The sequence below is a fragment of the Sphingobacterium populi genome (assembly GCF_001586775.1).
Classification (GTDB): Bacteria; Bacteroidota; Bacteroidia; order Sphingobacteriales; family Sphingobacteriaceae; genus Sphingobacterium; species Sphingobacterium populi.
Genome location: NZ_LQXS01000001.1, coordinates 267,039 through 291,841, shown reverse-complemented (window position 1 = coordinate 291,841; position 24,803 = coordinate 267,039). Strand labels below are relative to the sequence as shown.

The 24,803-nt window shown below is 40.1% G+C and carries 18 protein-coding genes; 4 read left to right on the top strand and 14 right to left on the bottom strand.

From position 1 onward, the window contains the following. Nucleotides 1–308: 308 nt before the first annotated feature. The 7 genes from A0125_RS01130 to pyrE all read right to left on the bottom strand — a co-directional run bounded on the left by A0125_RS01130 (nt 309) and on the right by pyrE (nt 8,172). On the bottom strand, nt 309–2,300 hold the full coding sequence (locus tag A0125_RS01130; RefSeq protein WP_066750801.1) for an AAA family ATPase: 1,992 nt from the start codon (nt 2,298–2,300) through the stop codon (nt 309–311). A 20-nt stretch (nt 2,301–2,320) separates the two neighbouring features. Beyond that, on the bottom strand, nt 2,321–2,647 hold the full coding sequence (locus tag A0125_RS15710; protein ID WP_380885241.1) for a nucleotidyl transferase AbiEii/AbiGii toxin family protein: 327 nt from the start codon (nt 2,645–2,647) through the stop codon (nt 2,321–2,323). Between the two features lie 35 nt (nt 2,648–2,682). After that, nucleotides 2,683–4,860 carry a DNA/RNA helicase domain-containing protein gene (locus A0125_RS15705; RefSeq protein ID WP_197464712.1) on the bottom strand — a complete coding sequence of 726 codons (2,178 nt, stop codon included), beginning with the start codon at nt 4,858–4,860 and terminating at the stop codon, nt 2,683–2,685. A 27-nt stretch (nt 4,861–4,887) separates the two neighbouring features. Further along, complete coding sequence (locus A0125_RS01115; protein ID WP_066750793.1) at nt 4,888–5,214, bottom strand: nucleotide pyrophosphohydrolase; 327 nt, start codon at nt 5,212–5,214, stop codon at nt 4,888–4,890. A gap of 352 nt (nt 5,215–5,566) precedes the next feature. Then, complete coding sequence (mnmE, locus tag A0125_RS01110) at nt 5,567–6,982, bottom strand: tRNA uridine-5-carboxymethylaminomethyl(34) synthesis GTPase MnmE (protein WP_066750791.1); 1,416 nt, start codon at nt 6,980–6,982, stop codon at nt 5,567–5,569. A 104-nt stretch (nt 6,983–7,086) separates the two neighbouring features. Further along, nucleotides 7,087–7,485 carry an SRPBCC family protein gene (locus A0125_RS01105; RefSeq protein ID WP_066750787.1) on the bottom strand — a complete coding sequence of 133 codons (399 nt, stop codon included), beginning with the start codon at nt 7,483–7,485 and terminating at the stop codon, nt 7,087–7,089. A gap of 45 nt (nt 7,486–7,530) precedes the next feature. Next, entirely contained in the window at nt 7,531–8,172 is a 642-nt protein-coding gene (gene pyrE / locus A0125_RS01100) for an orotate phosphoribosyltransferase (protein WP_066750784.1), read from the bottom strand. A 22-nt stretch (nt 8,173–8,194) separates the two neighbouring features. Here pyrE and A0125_RS01095 point away from each other — a divergent pair, with 22 nt between their 5' ends. After that, the gene (locus A0125_RS01095) at nt 8,195–8,800 is read left to right on the top strand and encodes an NUDIX hydrolase (RefSeq protein ID WP_231863071.1); all 606 of its coding nucleotides are present in this window, start codon (nt 8,195–8,197) and stop codon (nt 8,798–8,800) included. 101 nt (nt 8,801–8,901) lie between these two features. On the opposite strand, the gene lysA is transcribed toward A0125_RS01095, so the two are convergent. From lysA to serC, 4 genes are all read right to left on the bottom strand, one after another. Beyond that, nucleotides 8,902–10,086, bottom strand: coding sequence for a diaminopimelate decarboxylase (gene lysA / locus A0125_RS01090; RefSeq protein ID WP_066750778.1), 1,185 nt, complete (start codon nt 10,084–10,086; stop codon nt 8,902–8,904). Nucleotides 10,087–10,102: 16 nt separating this feature from the next. Further along, the gene (locus A0125_RS01085) at nt 10,103–11,416 is read right to left on the bottom strand and encodes an aspartate kinase (RefSeq protein WP_066750776.1); all 1,314 of its coding nucleotides are present in this window, start codon (nt 11,414–11,416) and stop codon (nt 10,103–10,105) included. 119 nt (nt 11,417–11,535) lie between these two features. Further along, nucleotides 11,536–12,483: a D-2-hydroxyacid dehydrogenase gene (locus A0125_RS01080; RefSeq protein ID WP_066750766.1), complete on the bottom strand. Its 948-nt coding sequence runs from the start codon at nt 12,481–12,483 to the stop codon at nt 11,536–11,538. Between the two features lie 25 nt (nt 12,484–12,508). Beyond that, nucleotides 12,509–13,576: a 3-phosphoserine/phosphohydroxythreonine transaminase gene (gene serC, locus A0125_RS01075; protein ID WP_066750761.1), complete on the bottom strand. Its 1,068-nt coding sequence runs from the start codon at nt 13,574–13,576 to the stop codon at nt 12,509–12,511. A gap of 326 nt (nt 13,577–13,902) precedes the next feature. Between serC and gyrA the strand changes: the two genes are divergently transcribed. The 3 genes from gyrA (at nt 13,903) to A0125_RS01060 (ending at nt 18,839) form a co-directional block, all read left to right on the top strand. Further along, nucleotides 13,903–16,494 (top strand): DNA gyrase subunit A, encoded by a 2,592-nt coding sequence (gyrA, locus tag A0125_RS01070; protein ID WP_066750758.1) that lies wholly within the window; start codon nt 13,903–13,905, stop codon nt 16,492–16,494. Continuing rightward, nucleotides 16,478–17,593, top strand: a complete 1,116-nt coding sequence (locus A0125_RS01065; protein ID WP_066750755.1) for a tetratricopeptide repeat protein — start codon at nt 16,478–16,480, stop codon at nt 17,591–17,593. Before gyrA ends, A0125_RS01065 begins: the two co-directional genes overlap by 17 nt. Before the next feature lie 73 nt (nt 17,594–17,666). Further along, a complete protein-coding gene (locus tag A0125_RS01060; protein WP_066750753.1) occupies nt 17,667–18,839 on the top strand; it encodes a tetratricopeptide repeat protein in 1,173 nt (390 codons plus the stop codon). A gap of 127 nt (nt 18,840–18,966) precedes the next feature. Here A0125_RS01060 and A0125_RS01055 read toward each other — a convergent pair whose 3' ends face one another. The 3 genes from A0125_RS01055 to A0125_RS01045 form a co-directional block, all read right to left on the bottom strand. Continuing rightward, nucleotides 18,967–19,398 (bottom strand): hypothetical protein, encoded by a 432-nt coding sequence (locus tag A0125_RS01055; RefSeq protein WP_066750750.1) that lies wholly within the window; start codon nt 19,396–19,398, stop codon nt 18,967–18,969. 163 nt (nt 19,399–19,561) lie between these two features. Beyond that, entirely contained in the window at nt 19,562–21,751 is a 2,190-nt protein-coding gene (locus tag A0125_RS01050; protein WP_066750747.1) for a glutamine synthetase III family protein, read from the bottom strand. A gap of 181 nt (nt 21,752–21,932) precedes the next feature. After that, a complete protein-coding gene (locus A0125_RS01045) occupies nt 21,933–24,779 on the bottom strand; it encodes an alpha/beta hydrolase family protein (protein WP_066750745.1) in 2,847 nt (948 codons plus the stop codon). Nucleotides 24,780–24,803 lie beyond the last annotated feature (24 nt).

Below are 24,803 nucleotides of genomic sequence, written 5' to 3'. Positions count from 1 at the left end.
CCGCGAAATTGCACTTGTCTAGTTAACTACTGTACATCTGGCTAAAGGTATTGGCCTGCAAATGACCATCTATTATAAACGCTCGAAAACCTACTGTAAGAGTTATGTCCCCCATTAAGTAGATTTACTTTCCAATACAAAAAGTGTTAAGTTCTGATTTTTAGATGATTAAATTTAAAAAAATACAGATTAGGGACAAGTATTATAAAATTTACATAGTTATTTTGATAGGACTTAATCTACAGAATCAAAAGTACGTTCGTTTTCTCAAGCATTATATAAATTGAATTACAAAAAAGATACAAATACTATGTTAGTGGAATATCTAAAATGATCTTTAATTTATCAAAAACACCTTTAAATCCTTCAAAATCTACAGAATCAAAAGGAGCTGTTTTATTCAAGATATTGAGTGCATAACTATTTTTTGACAGTGCAATATTATTCGTCCCGTCAGTCACTCCGGAATCTATAATCTTATTTTTATCAACCTCAATGTATTTTTTTACTTTATCTGTGTTTTCGACACTAATATTTATGTCAGATAGCAAACGCCCTCTTTCATTAAATTCAGATGTCAAGTATAGTCGCCTACCGTCAGCATCTGTTTTTTGGATATCAACATTTTTGTATAGCAATTCTACTGAAATACCTGTATGAGTAGATCTATATGAAGGTTTAGGAATTGAGAACGCAAACACATTATTCTTAAATTTTTTGAAATCTAATCCCGCATATTTTTTTCCATTGGCTTCATCACAATCAAAAATTCCAATTATTTTTTTATTCTGTTCAACTTTTGACATATTTTTCAATAAAGATTCCAAATGGGAATCTCCCATCTCAATTTCATCCTCATATTCAAAAAAGGACACATCTATATCTGTGTATTCTCCTTCTTCTTGAAAATATTGCAAAGCTCTTTTGAAATGCTTCCAATCCGTTTTTCCTTCCGTGACGATAAGGGGTTTGGTAGTCACGCTTATCTTTTGCTCTAAAGACTTCAAACTGGAATGTAACTCATCAAATCCTTTTGTAAATATTCTATAAGCAGAGACAATTTCTGAGAAGTCATTTTCGACAATATCCTCTCCTGTTGGTAAATTTATCAATTGATAATCGTTCCCATATGTCTCTTTCATACCTAATAAAAAGAATGGAGAGTGACTTGTTACAACAAACTGAACATTAGGAAACAGCTTCATTAGTTGGGGCAGAACATTTTTTGCATAATCAATATGTAAATTCAAATCTATTTCATCTATTACAGCTACCCCCTTTACTTGATCCAAATTGTTTGTTCCATTTTTGCTGATAGAATCAAAGTCCTTTAATAAAGCACAAAAAATCGAAAGCAGTAAAGCCTCTCCCGACGACAAATGATTAAATGTAGGAGCAACTTGAATTTCGGAACCATTTTTAAATTTTGTTAATATAGATATTTGACGTCCTCTATCTTTGTTTGATATTCCAATTCGAGCATTTTCTATATTATCGTCTTTGCTTTTGTATATTGTCGAAATAATCTGATTGATTAAGTTTTGAATTGTGGTATTCTTCCCACTATAATCTTGAAATATTGGCGCAGTAAACTCAGTATAACCTCCATGCTCATTTCTTACGAACAAGTTAGAGAATCTTTGGTTATGCTGTTCATACAAGAACTTATCTAAAATAACATCCAAAATCCAAGATTCAACCTCGTTAAGAATATTAGTTTTGATTACGTTTTTATTGCTCTTCTCTATAAAGTTATCTTCTTTTTTAAACGATGGGGCAATATTCTGATTTAACCATGCTGGTTCATAATATCTGTGAACCGGAAAGTACATTAAAATATTTGTGTCAAACTCCTTTTCAAAAGAAGGTTTTGCCTTTTTGTAAAAACCATTCTCTTTGAATTTCTCATTATCTATTTCTAAGTCTGAATGTATTAATGAGTTAAATATACTGTTCTTAAAATGTGTATGATTTTGGGTCATACAATCAATATAATAATATTTCTTCCCACCATTATTGTATCGAACTCTTGTGTAACTGTGGCTTTCCCCAACCTTAATATATGTTTGAGTTCCTATTTTATAGAATTTGTTTTCTGAGACTTCTTGTAATTCAGAATATTTATCACGCTTAAATTCTATTATTGAATCTACAATATTTGACAATAGAAGTGTTTTTCCGCTTCCGTTTTTTCCAACTAACACAATTGGTTTAGGATGCCCTTGCTCATTTAGTTCTGGCTTGATGTGTAATTTTTCTATACACCCATAATTTTCAATATAAATCTCATCTATATGCATAACTCATTATCAATAATTAACTAATATAATATACTATTGATCTTATCTTCAATTTCTCTTGTCATATCCAATAGGTCTTCCCATTTCAAACTTTCTCCGATAATCATATTCTCCTGCATCGTTTTATAATCAGCTTCCCACTTATCCATAACGGAATCTGGTGGTATGATTCTCAACTTCTCTTTGGCATGATTAGAATAATCCATTCCCCGCAATGGCGTAACGGTTTTCCGATGCTGAACGATCGTATTGAACAATTCGTTATCAGCGATGGCCATTTCGCCATATTCAGCTCTCATAATTTTATCTAAATCATATAGATGCCTGGTTAATCGATCCGTCCTAATCTTGTCGGTCGGTTTTAAAATTCGTCATACAATTCTCAAGATAAAACTCTCTCAAAAACACCAATTACCTTAAAATCTGACATCTCATCGTCGTGAAGTAATATAGGTTCATAAGCATGAAATGATAGAGGTTTGAGGATAATCATTTCATGCTTCCATCCGTCTTCATCAATACTCTTCTTACTCGAATATTCTTTAATAGTATAATTTGCACCAAAATCATTATCATTTATTTCACTACACTCGACGAGACAAATTAGGCCATTTCTACTACCACCACTATACCTACGAAATAAACAAATAGAACCGTTTGGAATTATTTTATTCATTGATTCCCCAACTACTTTACAAGCAAAGCTATCACTTATGCGATTTTTATTGGGTAAATCAATGTATTGCGCATGATCTACCAGTTGCTTATCAGAAAAACTCCCTGCTGCTACTGATAAGTCGTAAAAAGGTATAGTCGTTGCTCCTGGCTCACTCTGGATCTTCCATGTAGAAGATGTATGTTCTTTGATAAATTTTTGAATATACTTTGAAAGATAGGCTCTAAGGTTAGGATTACACACATATACATAGGTTCCCCGAATACCTCGTAACATGATAGTTTTATAGATATTCATAAGGTAATCCAACAATACTACATCATCGTAAATAGAGCTCTTACCAGCCTTATCTTTATAATTTTGTTTGAGTACGACAAACTGATTAGTTTCAAAGTCATAATCTATTTCCGGGCCTATTATCAGCCCGACGTAGTTTAAATCATATCCTTGCGTAGTATGAATACATCCTACTTCATTGATAGCATTTTCAGAGTTAACCCAGTCTTCTGTAACGCTATTCCACTTTAATTTTGTCTCTCCAATTTGTATGTCGAAAGCCTCGGGAACTTTTCGTGAAATCCATTCCCATGCAAATCCGGCAACCATTCTTGAAAGTCCCGACTCATTTTCTCTCAGATGAATCTGTTCAATCATTTCTTCTAAATTCTCGAATATTTTAAAGTCGTATGACCCAAAATCTCCGACTTTAGAATTTGTATTGGACTCGAAGAGTTGATGTATAAATTTAACATACTGATTCCCTCCCCTTACTCTAAATTGTGTTTTCAGTTTTTCGACACGACTCGTAGGTTTTTGTCTTAGCGTATCAAAACTTTCTTTAGTAACATCTGACGGTTTAATAGATTGAAATTGGTCATAAAATATGATCGATTTTTCACTCTGCAACTGTATCCAATCTAATTCTGAAGCGATCGCTTTATCTAATCCCAAGGTTCGACAATTCGCATCAAAAGTTCCAAAATATGACCCAAGGTTAACACGCCGTCTCAACCGATGTCCTTCATCAACTATCAACAAGTCATATTTCTGTTTAACAATTTCGGATGGCCCGACAACCATTTTCTTGGATAAACCTTTTATATCGCTAAATACATTAGATATTGTCTTACGGAACGAAGCCATTGGTATTACCAACGCCATAGTTAGCTGACCATACTTTGATTTGACCTTCTTTAACAAATCAAACAATTCTTTATCTTGATCATCAAAATCTACATAGTTGAAATCACTAAGGTCAGTTTTTAGTAGCTTAAAGAGAAAAATTGCTAATATCGATTTACCTGTACCCGCTCCACCTTGAATTAAGCTAACATTAGTTGATTCATCCAGCAAACAGATTAATATAGTTTTTAATCCTTCAATCTGTTCTTTAGAGAGGGATTTGTATGGCGAGTACTTAAAGAGGTCTGAATTATCGATGTGCTCTAGAGAGTGTCTTGCAATACCTAATGTGCGAAGCTCATCCCATATATTTTTAAATAGATCAGAATAGAGATCTTTTTGCTGATAATACTGATGGTTAGCAATACCTAAATTGCCATTCAATAGAGAATAATTTCCATCGGCAGATATATATTTGATCAAATTTGACTCTAAATCAAGCGCAGCCGACTTATTGAGAAAATCACTAGATATTAGGTTTACAGAACTGAGCTTTTGCTTTTTAGAAGATTTTCGATGAGTTTTGATGCGACTAACAACGTCGGTAGTTTCACCAATATATGCCTCCCTTTTTCGACCCTCCATCTGATTAATCTCCACTAAAAAATATACTAATGGCCAATTAAGGTACTTACGGTGATTAGCAATGATGTTAGATTCCAGACCGTGATCTACAGCGTATTGGGAAATATTAAAATTCATTTTCAAAGGTAATTGGACGAAAAGAAGCTACAATTCGTTGTATTTTTTTGCTGTACCCTTAGCTTTATTGACCGGGTATTTTTCACGATTTATGTTGATTTTTGATTCAATAATTTCCTGTATATCAAAATTATGTTTTTCGGCTAAGAGAATCGCGTACATGAATACATCGGCAAGCTCGTTCTTTAGCTTGTCTAGATTTACATCTTCACTCCCTTTCCACAGAAACAATTCTAATAATTCAGATGATTCAAGGTTAAGAGCAATCGCTAAATCCTTGGAATTGTGAAACTGTTTCCAATCTCTTTCATCACGAAATGAAATTAATGCTGCAATCAATTTATCTAAATCCATAAAGTAGAAGCCTATTAGCCTAAATTAACAAATAAACAGAAATTCTTAAATAAGGAAAAAACTATAGTGCCAAATTCTATTCAGTTGATCGTTGAGCTTTTCTTACCTCAGGCATTTCGATTCCTCCAATATATCGCGTTAGCACTATCCAATGTAATTATGTAACTTGATATACCAAAACGTATAATAGTAGCGTTTTTTCTGATTTACGTGCAAAATAATCAAATTTAAGGGAAAAATAAATACGGAAAACCTTAATCAGCGACATCGCTGTAGAAAACGTTCTGCAAGAGGAAACTGTTAAAAAACGATCAGCAATAGCCTATATTTATGGATTTTGATTAGTTTGAAGCTATTTCCCGATACAAAACTTTCCGAAAATCGTACCTAGGATATCCCGATCTACATCAATCTGGCCAGTAATCGTGCTAATGTGACGAAGCGCTTCGCGAAGGTGCGATGCCAACAAATCGCCGGAGAGGCCAATTTGAAAACCGCGATCCACATCTTCCATGGATTGAAAAGCTAACTGAAGTGCTTCTACGTGACGAATATTCGTAATCACCTGTTGGTTTTCTGATACCATTCCACGAATACGATCTACTAAGGAGCTACTCAACCGCTCTACAGATGCAGGATCTTTCGCAGAGATCGCCACGATCTCATCGGCGTAGCCAGAACCAATAAGATTAGCCTTGATCTCAGTATCAAATGCATTGTCGAAGTAGCCTCCATCCAAATCGATCTTATTTCTTACGAGAATCGTAATCAAACCTTCGCGGTGAAACGCTTTGACCTGCTCAATCACTTCTTCTGCCGTGTTGTTGACAGAATCATACAAATAAAGCAAGATTTTCGCCGCAGCCACCTTTTCTTTGGCACGTGCTACACCAATCGCCTCAATCGTATCCAGCGTTTCGCGCAATCCTGCGGTATCAATAAAGCGAAAAGTTACGCCATCGATTGTCATCATTTCTTCGATCGTATCGCGCGTGGTACCTGCGATGTCACTTACAATGGCTCGCTCTTCGTTGAGCAAAGTATTGAGCAAGGTTGATTTTCCGGCATTGGGTTTGCCAATAATCGCTACAGGTACGCCATTCTTGATGGCATTCCCGTATTCAAACGAGTGGATTAATTGTGTCACATGCGATTTCAACGCCGCGATAAGTGACAAGAACTCCGATCGGTCAGCAAATTCCACATCTTCTTCGCCGAAATCCAACTCCAATTCCAGCAGAGCGGTAAAATTAATGAGCTGCTCGCGCATACGTTGTAATTCGCTACTGATGCCGCCCCGCATTTGGTTCATGGCAATTTCATGCGAAGCTTTATTTTCTGATGCAATGAGATCCGCTACCGCTTCTGCCTGTGAAAGATCCAATCCACCATTAAGGTATGCCCGCAAAGTAAATTCACCAGGCTTGGCTGCACGTGCGCCCTGGCGGACTATCAAACTCAAGACGCGATCAATGATATACGCTGAGTTATGCGTAGAAATTTCGACAACGTGCTCTTTCGTGTACGAATTTGGGCCTATGAATAATGAAACGACAACTTCATCGATTACCACATCGCCATCTCTGATGGTACCAAAATGTATGGTATGCGTAGCCTGCTTGGACAGATCCTTTCCTTTAAAAACGGCATTCGCAATTTCAATAGCCTGTGCGCCTGAAAGTCGTATCACCGCAATAGCTCCATTGGCGCCAGGTGAAGTGGCCAGCGCCACAATAGTATCTGATGAAATAATATCGGAGGTAATCATCCCGCAAAATTACGCAATAAATGTGAATGCGTAGGATTGCATTACTCGCAAAAAAAGCGTGCAGGATAAATCCTGCACGCTTTACTATAGAGTTGAATTAAGGCTTAACCCAATACTTCTTTTAAACGAGAAACTTGATGATCTACGAGTTTTTGTAATGGGCCGGAGGCCATCATTTTCATCATCATATTGAGTTGCGCCTCGATGATAAATGTAGCTTTAGTCTGCCCTTCGCCCGCTTCTTCCACTTGCCAACGGAGCGATACCTCAAAAGGTGCTTCATTGGTAGGCACGCACACTAATTCTTTGTTTTCCACACGCTGACTTATTTTGAGGGCTAACTTCGCCATGTTCTTGATGGTGAATTGCGCTTCATCTGCGGTAGACGTCCAGTTATAAATATTATCTGGCATAAGCTGCTGGTGGTTATTCAAATCAGACAAAAACGAGTAAACATCGCCTATTGGCTGCTGTATAACGGTGGAATTTTGAATAATAGTCATAGTGTGTCTGTTTATTATAATACTGGAGCAACTAACAGGCCAATTTTATTGCCCCCATGTAGATGGATTCTTGCGCCAGTCTTGTAGTACTTCCATATCAGCTTCCATGATATAACCATTTTCTAAAGCGACGTGGATTAGCGCATCATAATTACAAAGACTATGCAATTTACATTTAGCATCCTTGAAGTTTTCCTCCGCAGCGTCCAATCCATAGGTAAAAATAGAAACTAAACCTACCACGTTACATTCCGCTTCGCGCAATGCTTGCACTGCTGCTAAACTGCTCTTGCCAGTAGATACCAAATCTTCGATAACTACCACACGTTGTCCACCACTTACTTCACCTTCAATTAAATTTTGGCGCCCGTGACCCTTTGCGCTACCACGAACGTACGTAAATGGCAGTCCCAAATCTTGTGCTACTAAAGCTCCCTGCGGAATTCCTGCCGTAGCGACACCAGAGATCATATCTACTGTGCCGTATTCTTCTTGAATTAGCTGTGATAGATTTTGTCGGATGTATGTTCGGATAGATGGATGAGATAATGTGATCCGATTGTCACAATAAATAGGCGATTTCCAACCCGATGCCCAAGTAAAAGGGTTTTTAGGTTGCAATTTAATTGCTTTAATTTGCAGAAGCGATTCAGCAATTTTTTGTTCAACCTCATTGTAGTTATTCATGCCGCAAATTTATAAAATTTATATGAACCAAAACCTGCTAATTTTAGCAGATTTCGTACCACAGCACTTAGTTAATCCTCAAACGATTGGTTTACAAGAAATTGATATCGAAAAACTTTTTAAAGCGAGTTCATCTAATCCGACCCCTGTTACATACCTATTGACACTTGCTGACCCCGGAACGTATTTTAAAGAACTACTCGAAGACATCAAGGTAATCAAAGCGGCCGGTGGGATTGTGAAAAATGGTCATGGCGAATATCTTTTCATTCACAGGCTCGGCAAATGGGATCTGCCCAAAGGCAAATTAGAAGATGATGAGAAAACGCGCTCTGCCGCTAAACGGGAGGTAGAAGAAGAATGTGGTGTAAAAGTCAACTATCTGGGCGCTAAGTTTTGTACGACTTATCACACGTATACGATGCGCGGTCGGATGGTAATCAAGCAAACCAACTGGTATGAAATGGGCATCAACAAATCGCCTGACCTAATTCCGCAACTAGAAGAAGACATTGATGAAGCGGCTTGGGTTGAAGTAAAAGAATTTGACACCATCCTTGAAGATACTTATCCGCTCATTGCCGATATCGCCAAGAAAATCCTGCATCAGCATACAGATCCACAGTAATCTTTCCTATACAGCACTAAACGTCATCAGGCGTATTTTTAAGGAAATGATATCATTTCCTTAAAAATACGCTGATTTAATTATATAAAGCTTGTCTAAGCTCAGCTATTGGCCAATTCTAATTGACCTTCGCTCGCATAGCAGTAGCGTACTTCGTCGCGCAGATTGTAGCGAGAAGCCATTACCTCAGCATACGCACCTGCGGTGCGAATTGCGATCAAATCGCCGCGCTCGCTGACTGGCAAAGGTACTTCCTTACCAAAGGCGTCGGTGCTTTCGCAAATAGGGCCGACGACATCATAATTCGTCGAGTCCTCCGCTCCCGCTCCAACTTTCTCTATCTTGTGGTAGGCTTGGTACAGCATCGGGCGCATCAATTCGGTCATACCCGCATCGAGGATCAGGAAATGTTTCTTTACACCATTTTTAGTGTAAAGCACTTTACTAATCAATGATCCACATTGCGCTACCAAAGCACGACCAAGTTCGAAATGTACTTCTTGATTTGGTGTACGTTCGAGAAAACGATCAAAGATGTCAAAATAGGTCTCAAAATCAGCAATCGGATGTTCGTCTGGCGCGTAATAATCCACACCTAGTCCCCCTCCCACATTGAGTACGCGGATAGTTGTGCCGCGTTCTTCAAACCAATTTTTCCATTCATTCACCTTCACACAAAGGCTTTTGAACACATTCATATCGGTGATCTGCGATCCGATGTGAAAGTGAAGACCGACCAGATCCACGTTGGTGCAATCGCGGAGAACTGCTGCGGCACGCTCCAACTCGGAGTTGGGCAAGCCAAATTTGTTTTCGTCAAGACCAGTGGTAATGTATTGATGCGTTTTGGCATCTACATTGGGATTGATGCGCAGCGAAACATTGGCACGAATGCCCATCTCTGCAGCTAAACCATCAATGATCTCCATCTCTTGGATGGATTCTACATTAAAGGCAAAGATACCGTGTTGCAAGGCCGTACGAATCTCTTTATCGGACTTACCTACGCCTGCAAAGGTAATTTGTGAAGCTGGAAAACCGACTTCAATCGCTTTTTGTACCTCGTTGCCACTTACGCAGTCGGCACCAAAACCTTGAGCCTGCACTGTAGCCAACACTCGAGGATTAAAATTGGCTTTCAGCGCATAATGCACATGAAAACCGCGCTTGTCTGCGGCTGCTTTGGCTTCCGATAAAGTTTGCTGCAACAGGTCTAAATTATAATAGTAGAAGGGCGTTTCCATCCCTTCAAATTGTGCTAATAGCTTGGAATCAAAATATGACATCAAACGGATTGTGTTGTTAAAATAAACGGTGATGTAAAGAACGTAATGCTTCGGTCTTGTGCTCGGTATCTAATAAGACAGATACGTTAAAATCAGATCCGCCATAAGACACCATACGTACTGGTAAGTGTTTTACCGCTTCGAGCACTCTTCCTACGTAACCATGCGCGTTGGAGCTGAAATCGCCTACTACGCATACGATCGTCTGCTCGCGATCTACGGCTACCGTACCAAAATCTTCTACTTCCTTAATGATATCTTCTAAGTTGGTGGTATCATCAATCGTGAGCGAAACAGCCACTTCGGAAGTCGTAATCATATCGATCGGTGTCTTGTAGCGTTCGAAAATTTCAAAAATACGACGCAAGAAACCATACGCCAACAACATACGAGATGAATGAATATGGATCGCCGTGATACCATCTTTGGCGGCTACCGCACGAATCACGCCTTTTTGCGCACCTTCTTTACTGATTAATGTACCAGGAGCTTGTGGATCCATCGTATTTAATAGACGTACCGGCACATTGTAACGCTGAGCCGGAAAAACACTTTGTGGATGCAAAATCTTCGCTCCAAAATACGCTAACTCGGCCGCTTCGTCGAAACTTAGATGACGAATCGGTGTGGTACCGTGTACTACACGCGGATCATTGTTGTGCATACCGTCGATATCCGTCCAGATCTGCACTTCTTCGGCGCGGATAGCCGAGCCGATAAGCGAAGCGGTATAATCGGATCCACCACGGCGCAGGTTATCGATCTCACCAAATGAATTGCGACAGATAAATCCTTGGGTAATAAATAAGGTGTTGTCTGGATGCTGACTCAAAATCGCGCCTAATTTTTCGGCCGTATATTCAATCATTGGCTCATTGTCTTCATCAATTTTCATGAAGTCCAACGCTGGTAACAATACGGAAGGAATACCTAATTCCTCCAGGTAATAATGCCACAAAGCGGTAGATAACAATTCGCCTTGCGCCAATATAATCTTCTCCTCTGATGGGGTAAACAAATCACTAGCAAAGGAAGATATGCTTTCGAAATGATGATCAATCAGATCCTTACCCTTCTTGTAGCCTTCCTCGGTAGCGAAAAGCTCTTTAATTAGTTCCTCATACTTATCCTTATGCTTCTTGATCAACTGTTTGGCTTCTTCTGTCTTTGCGCCAGCAAAAGCTTGAGCAATTTCTACCAAGGCGTTAGTCGTGCCCGAAACGGCCGACAACACTACAATCTGACGTTCCGCAGGTGCTACGATTTCGAGCAACCCCTGAATACGCGCCGCACTCCCTACCGAAGTGCCACCGAATTTTAGAATTTTCATTAGAATAAATACTTATTATGGATACTAATTAAACTACGTTTGCGTGCTGCATCACTGCGCACGCAAACGGAAAAGTGGGTGAATATAGCACTTTAAAGGCTATTTCAATCGTTTTAAGATTATTTCTTAAGATTTGAGATCAGTAAATTGGCCAGTTCTTCGCCAATACGCTCTTGCGCTTCGTTGGTGGCTGCGCCAATATGCGGTGTTAACGAGATCTTCGGATGCTGTAATAATTCTACGCGCGGCGTAGGCTCGCTATCATATACATCTAAACCGGCAAAAGAAACTTTACCGGAATTCAATGCATCTACTAATGCCAGCTCATCAATTACGCCGCCACGTGATGCATTGACAATACCAACACCATCTTTCACTTTGGTAAACTCTTCTGCACCAAGCACGGCTTTATCAGTGAATGGTACGTGTAATGAGATGAAATCTGCTACAGGCAAAAGCTCCTCAAAGGAAAGTTGCTTCACAGGCACTTCAACTTCAATATTGCCTGATAGCGACAATGGTAAAGATAACGGCCCTTCGAAAAGGTCTGAGTACACCACATCCATTCCCAAACCCAAAGCTACCTTAGCTGTTTCGCGACCAATACGACCGAATCCGACAACGCCCAAAGTTTTGCCTTTTAGCTCCACTCCTTTGGCATAGGCTTTCTTCAGTCCGCCAAATTTGGTATTTCCTTCCACCGGCATTTTGCGGTTGGAATCGTACAAAAAGCGAACACCATTCAAGAAGTGCGCAAAAACCAATTCAGCTACAGAGTGCGAAGAAGCTGCTGGTGTGTTGATGACGATGACGCCTTTAGACTGGGCATAATCGACATCAATATTGTCCATACCAACACCACCGCGCCCGATTACTTTCAAATTCGGACAAGCATCAATCAATTCTTGACGCACTAAAGTAGCACTCCTTACCGTGATGGCATCGTATGCTTGTAGCTTTTCGGCTAGTTCGGCTTGTGGTATATGTACTGTATCAACGGTAAAACCTGCTTCTTCCAACAAACGTTGTCCGATTGGATCTATTCCGTCATTTGCTAATATTCTCATTTTAATTAATTGCTAAATGTGTAACTTAATTCTGCGCCTCTTCAAACTCTCGCATCAAATCGATCAAAGCATTAATAGAAGATATACCTAATGCATTGTAAATCGACGCACGGAATCCACCTACTGATCGGTGACCTTTAAGACCGACCATGCCCCGCTCCTTTGCTAATGCCAAAAACTCTTCTTCCAATGCAGGATTGGTCATGACAAAAGTAACGTTCATGCGCGAACGGTCTTCGACATCGGCCGTACCACGGAACAGTGGGTTGCGGTCAATCTCTTCATAAAGTTTTCTAGCTTTAATAATATTTTCTTGCTCCATCACGCTTACGCCTCCTTTAGCTTTTAACCAACGAAGGTTGAGCATGGATACGTAAATCGAGAAAACAGGCGGCGTGTTGTATAACGAATCGGCTTTTGCGTGTTGCTGATAATCAAAAATCGCGGGAATGGTACGACCTGTTTTTCCGAGTAATTCATCTTTTACAACAACTAAAGTTACCCCAGCAGGCCCCATATTTTTTTGCGCACCAGCATAGATCAAGCCATGATCGGCCACGCGAATCACGCGACTAAAAATATCCGAAGACATATCGGTCACTAAGGGCACATCTGCTACCGGAAGGTCGAAGATTTCTGTACCAAAGATGGTATTATTAGAAGTATAATGAAGATAAGCAGCATCTGCAGGTACTGTATACGATTTTGGCACATAACTATAATTGCGATCTGAAGAAGACGCTACCACATCGATAGCGCCAAAATTCTTGGCTTCTTTGATGGCTTTGGAAGACCAAGTACCAGTATCCAAATACGCTGCACGACCGTAATTTGGAAGTAGGTTAAAAGGCACCATCGCAAATTGCTGGCTGGCACCACCCTGCAAAAAAAGTATTGAATATCCTTCTGGAACTTCCAAAAGCTCTCGAACCAAACTTTCTGCTTCGGTGATAACGGCCTCAAATTCCTTAGAACGATGCGATATCTCCAAAATAGACAAACCTGTTCCATTAAAATCTAAAACCGCTTGCGAAGCTTCTGTGAAGACATCCTTAGGTAAGATACAAGGTCCGGCACCGAAATTATGTTTCATATTGCGAATAGTACTAAAATGTTTGGATAACGTGAATCAAAAATTTAATGCGACAAATGTACTAGATTTATAATTGACTTCACAACAAAATTTTGATTACAGTTTCTTTTTTACAAAAAACTCACAGAATAATTGAAAATGATTTAATCAAATTATCAATTTATTACCAATAATACATTTATAAGGGAAAATATGGACACACCTATTTTATTTGGAGCAATTTGAGGCATCATATGTACGAGCGATAGTAAAAAAATCCGTATCTTCGCACGATTGCGCCTACAATAACAAGGTGTAAATAGTTAGTTAGTATGTAACCCAATAATATGGCTGAAGAAACAGAAAACGAAAACAATTTAGTGCCTGCTAACGACAGGATCATCCCCATAAATATTGAGGATCAGATGAAATCAGCGTACATCGATTATTCGATGTCGGTGATCGTATCTCGTGCATTACCCGACGCTCGAGACGGACTAAAACCCGTTCACCGTCGTGTTCTTTATGGCATGCTAGATTTAGGAGTTACCAGCGGCAAACCGTACAAGAAATCGGCACGTATCGTTGGTGATGTACTAGGTAAATACCATCCACATGGTGATTCTTCGGTATATGACACTATGGTGCGCATGGCGCAATATTGGTCATTACGCTATCCAATGGTAGACGGACAAGGTAACTATGGTTCGATTGATGGTGACCCGCCGGCGGCCATGCGTTATACAGAAGCTCGCTTACGCAAGATAGCCGAAGAGATGCTTTCTGATATTAATAAGGATACTGTTGATTTTCAGCTCAACTTTGACGACTCTTTGCAAGAGCCTACAGTATTGCCTACTCGTATCCCCAACTTATTGGTAAATGGTGCTTCGGGTATTGCGGTAGGTATGGCTACAAATATGGCTCCGCACAATCTGACGGAAGTAATTAATGGTACTGTTGCCTATATTGACAATCGCGAGATTGAAGTGAGTGAATTGATGCAACACATCAAAGCACCCGACTTCCCCACTGGCGGATTGATCTATGGATATACCGGCGTAAAAGACGCTTTCGAGACTGGACGCGGACGTATTGTGATGCGTGCTCGTGCCGAAATCGAAACCACCAAAACTGGTAAAGAAATCATCATCGTGACAGAAATACCTTATCAGGTAAATAAAGCCGATATGATTAAGCGGACGGTCGACCTTATCAATGAAAAGAAAATTGAAGGAATCTCAGAAATTCGCGACGAATCAACCAAAGACATCCGTATTGTTTATGAAATAAAACGGGATGCAAATGCCAATGTAGTGCTAAACAACTTGTTTAAGTACACCTCATTGCAAACATCCTTCTCGGTGAACAACATCGCGCTTGTTAAAGGTCGTCCGGTGCTGATGAACCTGAAAGATATGATCCACGAATTTGTGGAGCATAGACACGATGTCGTGGTGCGTCGTACCAAATTCGAATTGGCAGAAGCGGAAAAACGTGCCCATATCCTCGAAGGATACCTGATCGCATTAGATCATTTGGATGAGGTCATTAAATTAATTCGTGCTTCCGACACACCAGAAGATGCTCGTGTAGGTTTGATGGAAAAATTTGGCCTATCTGACTTGCAAGCACGTGCTATCTTGGACATGACGCTACGTCGTCTTACAGGACTAGAACGCGACAAGATCAAAGAGGAATACGCCGAATTGATGAAAACCATCGAATATTTGAAACAAGTATTGGCAGACGAAGGCTTGCGCATGACGATCATCAAAGACGAAATCATCGAGATCCGTGACAAATATGGTGACGAACGCCGTTCCGAAATCGTGCATTCGGCAGAGGATATGCGTATGGAAGATTTCATCGATGATGAAGAGATCGTCATTACAATTTCTCACAACAGCTATGTCAAACGTACACCATTATCGGAGTACCGCCGTCAAAGCCGTGGTGGCCGCGGATCGAAAGGATCCAGTACTCGTGAAGAAGATTTTACCGAACATATCATCACCGCTTCGGCACACAATTACCTCTTGCTATTCACCGAAGCCGGTCGTTGTTTCTGGTTACGCGCATTTGAAATACCAGAAGGATCGAGAACCTCTAAAGGAAGAGCCTTACAAAATATCATTAACGTACCAAAAGACGAGAAGATCAAAGCGTTTATCAAAGTCAAAAACCTGAAAGATCAGGAATACTTAGAGAACAACTTCATCATCATGTGTACGAAGAAAGGGACGATCAAGAAAACTTCTTTAGAAGCCTACTCGCGCCCGCGTGCCAATGGTATTAACGCGATCAACATCAATGATGGCGATCAATTGATCGAAGCCAACTTAACCAGTGGCGCAAGTGAGATTGTGATGGCCCTACGATCTGGACGTGCCATTCGCTTCAATGAATCTACCGTGCGACCAATGGGTCGGACTGCAACAGGCGTGCGTGGCGTGCGTTTAGCACATGATAATGACGAGGTTGTTGGCATGATTAGTGTGAACAATAGTGAAGAAGCCACGATTTTAGTAGTTTCTGAAAAAGGATATGGAAAGCGTACCGACGTTGAAGATTATCGCGTAACAAACCGCGGCGGTAAAGGCGTAAAAACCTTAAATGTAACCGAGAAAACGGGTGAACTCGTGGCCATAAAAGATGTCAATGATCAAGATGATCTAATGATCATTAACAAATCTGGTATTGTAATCCGTATCGGCGTCGAAACTCTTCGCGTGATGGGTAGAGCCACACAAGGCGTGAAACTGATCCGCTTGAATGACAACGACGAGATCGCCTCAATCACTAAGGTTGCTCGTGAAGACGAATTGGAAGAAGGTGATGAAACTAGTGAAGGTCTTTTGGCGAATGATGATGGTGCTACAACACCAGAAATTGAAGATAATGCCGTTTCAGACAATAACGATGAAGAAACCGAATAATATCAGCAAATTTATACTCACCTTTGGCTTAGCCATCGGTGGGTTATCTGCTTTCGCTCAGTCTGCCGTCAAAGAAGCGACCAACAATTTTGCATTGTATACGCAAACCGGCGAGCTGAAACACCTAGAAAGTGCCAAAAAGTTTATCGATGGCGTGTACAAAACCAGACGAGATTCTGCTAATACACGTATCAATTTGACGCGTGTAATGATATACAGCTCCATAGCGTATGCCGATTCAACGCGAAAGATTAGCACAGAGAAAGATCCGATAGATATCACCCTTGCTACACTTGATCGCCTAAGCGATCGTGAGAAGAATACTCGTGCAAGCGAGATGGCTTATGTTACGCAAAATTTAGCAGCAGCATATACTTATAAAGCTAATCAAGCACTGCAAGCACAAGAATACGACTTGGCCTACCAAAATTTTCTACGTGTTAAAGAATTGCAACCTAAGAATGAAGATATCATCTATAACTTAGGGTTACTGGCAAATCAGACCAATCGTACGGATGAAGCTATACAGTATTACGAGCAAGCTATTACACTTTCCTCAAGGCAACCTATACAATATTTAGAATTAGCGCAGATATACGAGAAAAAAAATCAGCACACAGAAAGTCGTAAGATTTTGGAAAAGGGTAGCGCCAATTATCCGAACAACAAAGAAATCCTATTTAAATTAATTGAAACCTACTCCCAACAAGGAAACTACGGTGCCATTGTGCCTATTGCAGAGCACGCACTGAAAATGGAACCTGAAAATGTAGATCTAAATTATCTGGTAGGATTCTCCTTCGAAAATGCTGGCAATATTGAAAAGGCTAAGCAATATTACGAACGTACTGTGCAATTAAATGATAATAATTATGAGGCTAATTTGGCTTTAGGATTATTATATCTTCAGCAGTTTATGCAGAATCAAGATGATCATGAAGCACAATATACTGCACAAAATTACCTCCTGAAAGCCAATGAAATACGCCCACATGAGGTTAATGCGTTGCGCTCTTTAGCGATGTATTATGAGAATACAGAAGACGATGTGCAACTAGATCGTGTAAACCTTCTTCTTAATAGATTGCAAAACTACTAGGCACGTTCTTTGTTATCTTAAGGATAATATAGCGAACACTAAAAGAAGAACATTAAACAAACAAAAGCATAATATGAATATCAAAAAAAGTCTAATTATAACAGGAGCATTGGCGATCTCAATGAGTACCGTCTTCGCACAAACTGGTAATTTGAGAAAAGCTAAGTCGGCATATACCAAATACGAAGAACTAGGTGGTGCAGAAGCCGGTGAACTTTCTGCAAAAATGTTGAAAGATGGTATCGAACCAATTGAGGAAGCAATCGTACATGATAAAACGAAAGATAATCCAGAAACTTGGACAGTATACTCTCTGATATATTCCAATTTAGCTTTCGCTGAAAAAAACAACGAATATGCCGATAAAGCTATCAATGGCATAGCTAAGGCTGCTGAATTGGATTCTGACAAGAAAAATGAAGATAACATCAACGCAGTTAAAGTAAATCTACGTAACTTCTACCAAACTACAGGGTACGAGGAGTGGAAACAAGAAAACTATAAGGGAGCGGCTGAAGAATTTGATAAGGGATTGGCATTGATGCCTGGCGATACGACATTAATTTACTTTGGCGCATTAGCAGCAATACAAACGCAAGACTACCCTACAGCGATCAAAAAATATGAAGCTTTGCTTCCGCACGAAGATCACTCAGAATACAAAATGATTAGAGCGGATCTTCCGAAATTATATCTATCCACTGGAGATACTACAAAAGCGCTAGAATATGCCGACGCTGCTGCAAAAGCATTTCCAGAAGATAATGATATCGTAATGCAAAACATTGAATTAAATCTAATCACTGGCAATGAGGAAAAAATAATTTCTGGAATTGAAAGTCAATTAGAGCGCGATGCAAGCAACAAAACGCTTCATTATTATCTTGGTACAGCCTATGCATCTAATAATGATGACGAGAAGGCGTTAGCTTCATACAAAAAAGCGTTGGAGATCGATCCTGACTATGTGGAAGCAAATTTGAATACTGCCGCAATCATTATGAACATGGCAAACCAAGCACTTATGGATCTTAACGCCGACAAAACGGTGTCAGATACAGACTACAATACCCGCGTTGAAACTATAAAAGCAGATATGGGTAAGGCAGTGCCGTATTTAGAAAAAGCGCTGACTGTAGATCCTAAAAATACTAATGCTTTAAGCAACCTGAAGAGCTATTACAACTTTATCCAAGATGAAGACAAAGCCAATGAGGTACAAGCTAGATTAGAAGCGGCACGTTAGTATTAATCATATTATCGCTTCAACATTTTTTGAAGCGCATACAAGAAAAGAGGTATTTGCGAAAGTAAATACCTCTTTTCTTGTATACTACAAACTGTTAATTCTCTGCAGGAGCTTTTAAGCAGGACTAAAAGCTGCAGCCACCTTGATAATAAATCCTTTCACCCTGCACAATTCTAGCTGGACCATCATTGCTTGTCTGTCTGTAATAACTCATATGATCAGAAAAGCCAGACTCCGGATCTGAAATAACTAGCATCACATCGCTAGCATCGGTCGGCTGCGGCAACACTTCATAAATTAATTCACCAATACCGCCCACCTCATGAGGTATCCACTCATCAGTTGGGGCATCTGGACGAATAGTCCCGAACATGCGTGTCTTAATGCGCTTACTTTTTAAAAACTCAAGTTGGTGTTGGTAATTATGTTTATTATCAGAATACTTAGCGCACCAAGTCGTGCCAGCGAGTTGAATAGAGGAATCATCCTCTTTCTGGCATGCACCAAGGAATAGGAAAGCAACAAACCCTATAAAGGCTACGCGATTATTTTTCATAGTAAATTAGGTCAATATATAGCTCTAAAATACAGAATTTATCAATTTACGGTATATGAACTTTACGCTATTCTCCTACCCGATCGGCTGCCACAAAACAAAAAACCACTTGCTGCTGCAAGTGGCTCCGGATAATACTAGGTTAGTTAGTTATACCGTTATATTAGTGAATAAACAATAGCTCACGCAACTTAGGCAATGGCCATTTGTTATCATCTACTATTTTCTCCAATTTATTGACATGATAGCGAATCTCATCGAAGTAAGGCTTCACTAATTCGTCGTATGCGATTGCACGGTCACGCATATCTTCAATCTCATTCGCTTTTTTACGTTCTTGGCGCATAGCCTCAGATTTCTCCAACGCAATGTTGATGTGACTAGATATACGTTCGATAAAATTGCGTTGCGAACTAAATGCTTCCGAAGAAAGACCCAAATCTTTCAAACCTTTAACATTTTCAATTAATTGATTCTGATACGCAAAACAAGCTGGAGCGATAAGACTATTCGTAAGCTCCGTAATGACACGTGCTTCGATTTGTAATTTCTTGTAGAAGTTTTCTAGCAAAATCTCATGCCTTGCCTCCGACTCCCGTCGTGAATAGATACCAAGCTTTTCGAACAATGCTAATGATTCTTCATTTACGTATACATCTAACGCTTTCGGAGTAGACTTAATGTTAGACAAACCACGAGTAGCGGCCTCTTCTGCCCACTCATCACTATAGCCATTACCTTCAAAACGGATGGCCTTAGATTCTTTAATGTAACGGCGAATGACATTTAGCAAAGCCAAATCTTTTTTAACGCCTTTTTTGATTTGCTTGTCAACCTCAATCTTGAATTCAATTAATTGATTTGCCACGATAACGTTCAAAATTGTCATTGGCAACGCTGAATTGGCCGATGATCCTACGGCACGGAATTCAAATTTATTTCCTGTAAACGCAAATGGTGAAGTCCGGTTTCTATCCGTATTATCCATTTTAAGATCTGGAATTTTAGGAATACCATGCCACAAGTTTGCCTCGTTGCGTACTTTTTTGGCTACGCGAGCAGATTCTACCTCGTCTAAGATATCATCTAACTGAGAACCTAAGAAAATAGAAATAATTGCTGGCGGCGCTTCATTCGCACCTAGTCGGTGATCGTTAGAATGACTTGCAATCGATGCACGTAGCAAATCAGCGTGTACAGATACTGCCTTAATGGTATTGACGAAGAAGGTCAAGAACATCAAATTATTTTTAGGCGTTTTGCCTGGTGCCAATAGATTGACGCCTGTGTTGGTGATTAACGACCAGTTATTGTGTTTACCAGATCCGTTGATACCACTATAAGGTTTTTCGTGCAACAGCACTTTGAAGTGATGGCGTTTGGCTACTTGCTCCATCAAGTTCATCAAAAGCTGATTATGATCGATCGCCAAGTTTATCTCCTCAAACATCGGCGCACATTCAAACTGCGTTGGTGCAACTTCGTTGTGACGAGTTTTCAATGGAATACCTAATTTCAAGGCTTCATTTTCAAGATCCACCATGAACGCAAGTACGCGCTCTGGAATAGCTCCAAAATAGTGGTCATCCAATTGTTGACCTTTGGCCGCCATATGTCCAAATAGTGTACGGCCAGTAAGCTGCAAATCCGGACGCGCGTTGTACAACGAAAGGTCTACCAAAAAGTATTCTTGCTCAATACCTAATGAAGCCGTTACTTTATTGACCGATTTGTCAAAGAATTGAGCCACATCGGTTGCCGCTTTATCAATTGCAGAAACTGCTTTCAACAATGGCACTTTATAATCTAACGATTCACCTGTATACGATACGAATACAGTAGGAATACAAAGAGTCTTGCCACCACCAGTTTCAAACAAGAAAGCAGGTGAAGAAGGATCCCAAGCAGTATAACCGCGTGCTTCAAACGTGTTTCGAATACCTCCGTTGGGGAAAGATGATGCATCTGGCTCTTGTTGCACAAGTGCATCTGCCGTAAATTTCTCAATGGCTAATCCATTACTATCCGGCTCAAAGAAGGCATCATGCTTCTCCGCAGTAGAACCAGTAAGAGGCTGAAACCAGTGCGTATAATGAGAAGCGCCATTGGCCAAAGCCCATGATTTCATAGCTTGAGCAATATCTTCAGCCAATTCGCGCGAAATACGTTTTCCTCCTTCAATAGAATCTTTAAGTTCTACAAAAGTAGGTTTGGGAAGGTAGTCGCGCATCTTGTCTACCGTGAAAACATTTTTACCATAGATTGCTATGGCTTTTTTTGACTCTGAATATCCCTCATGATTAATTTCTCTTGAACCAGCTGAATTTACAGATTGAAACCGTAAGAATGACATATATTTTGATAGTTAATTTTGCAATAAGTCGTTGGTAGCATAAAAAAATGCACCTACGTCACATTTTCTTTTGTAAATATGACTCTTTTTGCGAAAAAAAACAAAATTTTATTTTCGATAAAACGAAAAAAGAGGGAAAATTACCTTTCCCTCTTTTAAATATACAATTGATTATGCTTAACTATTGCAATCCCCAATCGATTCCCTTATGAATAGCTGGCACACCAGATGTGATCCATACAGGTGCTGGTTTACCTTTTAAGAAATGATCAAAGAATTGTGCTTCCCGTATTTGAATATCCTTTCTGTTTTGTCGTAATATCAAATTGTGATCGTCACCATTGTAGTTTAATAACCATACTGGCTTTTGCAAGCGGCGTAAGGCTGTAAACATTTCGATCCCTTGATACCATGGCACTGCGCCATCTTGATCGTTATGCATAATTACCACAGGAGTATTTACACGATTCATAAAAAATAAAGGCGAGTTTTCGATATATAAATCGCGCGCTTCCCACAAATTCTGACCGATACGGCTCTGCGTGTTTTCATATTGAAACTGACGTGACATGCCCGATCCCCAACGAATACCGCCGTAAGCGGAAGTCATATTTACGACAGGTGCGCCCGTCCAGGCAGCTGCATACATATTAGTGCGTGTAATTAAATGCGCAACTTGATAACCACCCCAGCTCTGTCCCTGAATTCCCATTTTGGTCGAATCTACAAAACTATTGGTTCTCGCTAGATGCTGCATTCCCGAATTAATGTATTCTTCGGCGGCTTGCCCGGGGTATCCTGTTTCGTATGCTATATCAGGCGCAAACACTAAATAACCATTGCTCACAAAGTACGGAATGTTTAGTCGCGAAGGCGTAGGTGCAGGCGCTTGATAGGTGTATAATCCCTGAGACAGTTTTTCGTAGAAATAGGCGATAATTGGATATTTCTTATTCGGATCAAAATCCTCCGGCTTATATAAAATACCTGTAGCGTCGTGCCCATTCGGTGTTGTCCAATGCACCAACTCTGCCGTTCCCCAGTTATAGCCAGCTTGCTGCGTATTGATATCGGTCAGCCTGCGTTCTTGATCCATTTTTATACTATTCATATATAAATCTGGGGAATGCTGGTAGTCTTCTTTCGTGTAGATGACTTGCGACATATTTGCGTCTGCAACAACTTTACGAAAAGTTTTGGGCTGCATCACGATCATTTTAGGATCTGCAGTACGCTTACCTAGATTGACTGTATAAAAACCATTTTCTTTCGTCGTTTCATTAAAAGCTGTCAGGAATTGCTCCTTATCCGACAAGTAAGTTGTACGGTATCGTGGGTTGTCCTCGCGAGCAAGCTCCTGTGCACGAAAAGTGATTTTGTGCGCTCGCCCAAAGCCATTTGTAATCGAATAAGCTTTCTTTTGGCCCACTAGGTCAAGAGCCCAAATATCGTAGCGATCATTAATATAGACGGTCTTCCCATCTCTGGACCAACCAGCAACACCATACGCACCGGGTAATGCTGGTACATCATTCTCTTCATCTACAAAACTCACTGCAACACCTTCATGCAACGGTTTTTTCAGATCGTTGATCAAATCGTAACTTGACCAAGTGCCTGTTGCACGATCAAATAGTACGGCATACTCTGCATTGGGAGAAAGATAAACCTGTCCACTAAGATCAGCGGCAATCAATTTGTTCTGCCCTGTTTTGGTCGATACTTTATAGATATTCGAAGCTGTGGCAATATCCCATTGCGATGAAATGCGATTTCCAAAGTCAGAAGTGACCAATACCCATTCTTCGTTGCCAGTGTCCGTCGTAATCACACGATTAAAAGTATCATCGCTTAGTGGAATAATCGATGCTCCAGATTGTGGATAAATGACGGCTGGAAAGCTTTTGGTTTGATCCCGTTTTAGGTTTACCAATTGTTGAGGCTGCAAATAATCGTCTTTCCAATGCCAGATATCTAGCTTTGCGTGCTCGAATTCGACCAATGTCGTATCCTTGACACGTGGAATAGGTGCTAAGCCCAAATATAACTTCTGACCATCAGCACTAAAATGGAGCTTCGCATCGCCGCTCACCCACCAATTTTGTGGTACTCCGCTAGTCGTTTGCTCACCAATTACTCGTGCCGAATCTTGTACATCCGTATAATAGTACAATTTATACTCCTTTGATAAAGTTTTCTCATCTCCTTTGAAAGCGACAAACGATAGCTGCGACTGGTCTTCTGAAAAACTAAATTGCTTATAAGAGCCTCTGCCTTGGCTTATTTTTTTCAAAGATTGGTCGGCGACAGAATAGATATACAACCCAGCGTTTTGTACGGATATACTATCTTTCTCCTCTCCTTTTTTACTAAATAACAGTTGCTTTTCATCTGCACTCCACTCGTATTGATCGACGCCAACAAAGTTGGTCGTATCACCCGTTGGCAAATGCAGCAGGTGCAACACCGATTTGGTTTTGCCTTTTCCTTTGCCCGAAGCAACAGAGGCGGATGCTGTCGTGCTATCTTTGCTAGAAATGCTATCGACAGTGTTACTCGACTTATATTCGGCAAGAAATGCCACATATTCCCGACTATTACGTGCGAGTTTATAAGATGTAACGTCCGCATACTTTAGCGGTGTATTTCTGCTTTTAAGATTATACACTAGCAAAGAATCCTTTGGCATCTCTTCTGGCTTTTTCTTTTTGATCTTTGCCTCGCGGACAGCAGAAAACAATGGTTTAATTGCAGAGATGAAGTAGTTGTCATCACTTGTCAAGCTTCCATCATTTCCTCTTGGCACTTGTAGCAAAAGATTGTTTTTCTGATCTTTCAGTTCTAAAACAGCATCCCCTTCTTGTGGTGTGATGGTGTAGTACACTAATTTTCCTGATTTTGCAAGATTGGCCGTACCGATACTTTTCCAGCTATCGTATACGTCGTGATTTAAAGGTGGTTTTTGTGCTATGGCTTGCACACTGATAAAGGTGCTCAGTGCAAGACATAATTTGCTCCAATTATTCATAGTAAATGTAAAGTTGACCGTTTG

Excerpts from the sequence above, each read along its gene's own strand:
- A0125_RS01085 (WP_066750776.1), bottom strand. The coding sequence starts at position 11,416 with ATGAAAATTCTAAAATTCGGTGGCACTTCGGTAGGGAGTGCGGCGCGT.
- mnmE (WP_066750791.1), bottom strand. The coding sequence starts at position 6,982 with ATGATTACCTCCGATATTATTTCATCAGATACTATTGTGGCGCTGGCC.
- lysA (WP_066750778.1), bottom strand. The coding sequence starts at position 10,086 with ATGTCATATTTTGATTCCAAGCTATTAGCACAATTTGAAGGGATGGAA.
- A0125_RS01080 (WP_066750766.1), bottom strand. The coding sequence starts at position 12,483 with ATGAGAATATTAGCAAATGACGGAATAGATCCAATCGGACAACGTTTG.
- A0125_RS01115 (WP_066750793.1), bottom strand. The coding sequence starts at position 5,214 with ATGGATTTAGATAAATTGATTGCAGCATTAATTTCATTTCGTGATGAA.
- A0125_RS01095 (WP_231863071.1), top strand. The coding sequence starts at position 8,195 with ATGAACCAAAACCTGCTAATTTTAGCAGATTTCGTACCACAGCACTTA.
- gyrA (WP_066750758.1), top strand. The coding sequence starts at position 13,903 with ATGGCTGAAGAAACAGAAAACGAAAACAATTTAGTGCCTGCTAACGAC.
- serC (WP_066750761.1), bottom strand. The coding sequence starts at position 13,576 with ATGAAACATAATTTCGGTGCCGGACCTTGTATCTTACCTAAGGATGTC.
- A0125_RS01050 (WP_066750747.1), bottom strand. The coding sequence starts at position 21,751 with ATGTCATTCTTACGGTTTCAATCTGTAAATTCAGCTGGTTCAAGAGAA.
- A0125_RS01055 (WP_066750750.1), bottom strand. The coding sequence starts at position 19,398 with ATGAAAAATAATCGCGTAGCCTTTATAGGGTTTGTTGCTTTCCTATTC.
- pyrE (WP_066750784.1), bottom strand. The coding sequence starts at position 8,172 with ATGAATAACTACAATGAGGTTGAACAAAAAATTGCTGAATCGCTTCTG.
- A0125_RS01060 (WP_066750753.1), top strand. The coding sequence starts at position 17,667 with ATGAATATCAAAAAAAGTCTAATTATAACAGGAGCATTGGCGATCTCA.
- A0125_RS01065 (WP_066750755.1), top strand. The coding sequence starts at position 16,478 with ATGAAGAAACCGAATAATATCAGCAAATTTATACTCACCTTTGGCTTA.
- A0125_RS15705 (WP_197464712.1), bottom strand. The coding sequence starts at position 4,860 with ATGAATTTTAATATTTCCCAATACGCTGTAGATCACGGTCTGGAATCT.
- A0125_RS01105 (WP_066750787.1), bottom strand. The coding sequence starts at position 7,485 with ATGACTATTATTCAAAATTCCACCGTTATACAGCAGCCAATAGGCGAT.
- A0125_RS01130 (WP_066750801.1), bottom strand. The coding sequence starts at position 2,300 with ATGCATATAGATGAGATTTATATTGAAAATTATGGGTGTATAGAAAAA.
- A0125_RS01045 (WP_066750745.1), bottom strand. The coding sequence starts at position 24,779 with ATGAATAATTGGAGCAAATTATGTCTTGCACTGAGCACCTTTATCAGT.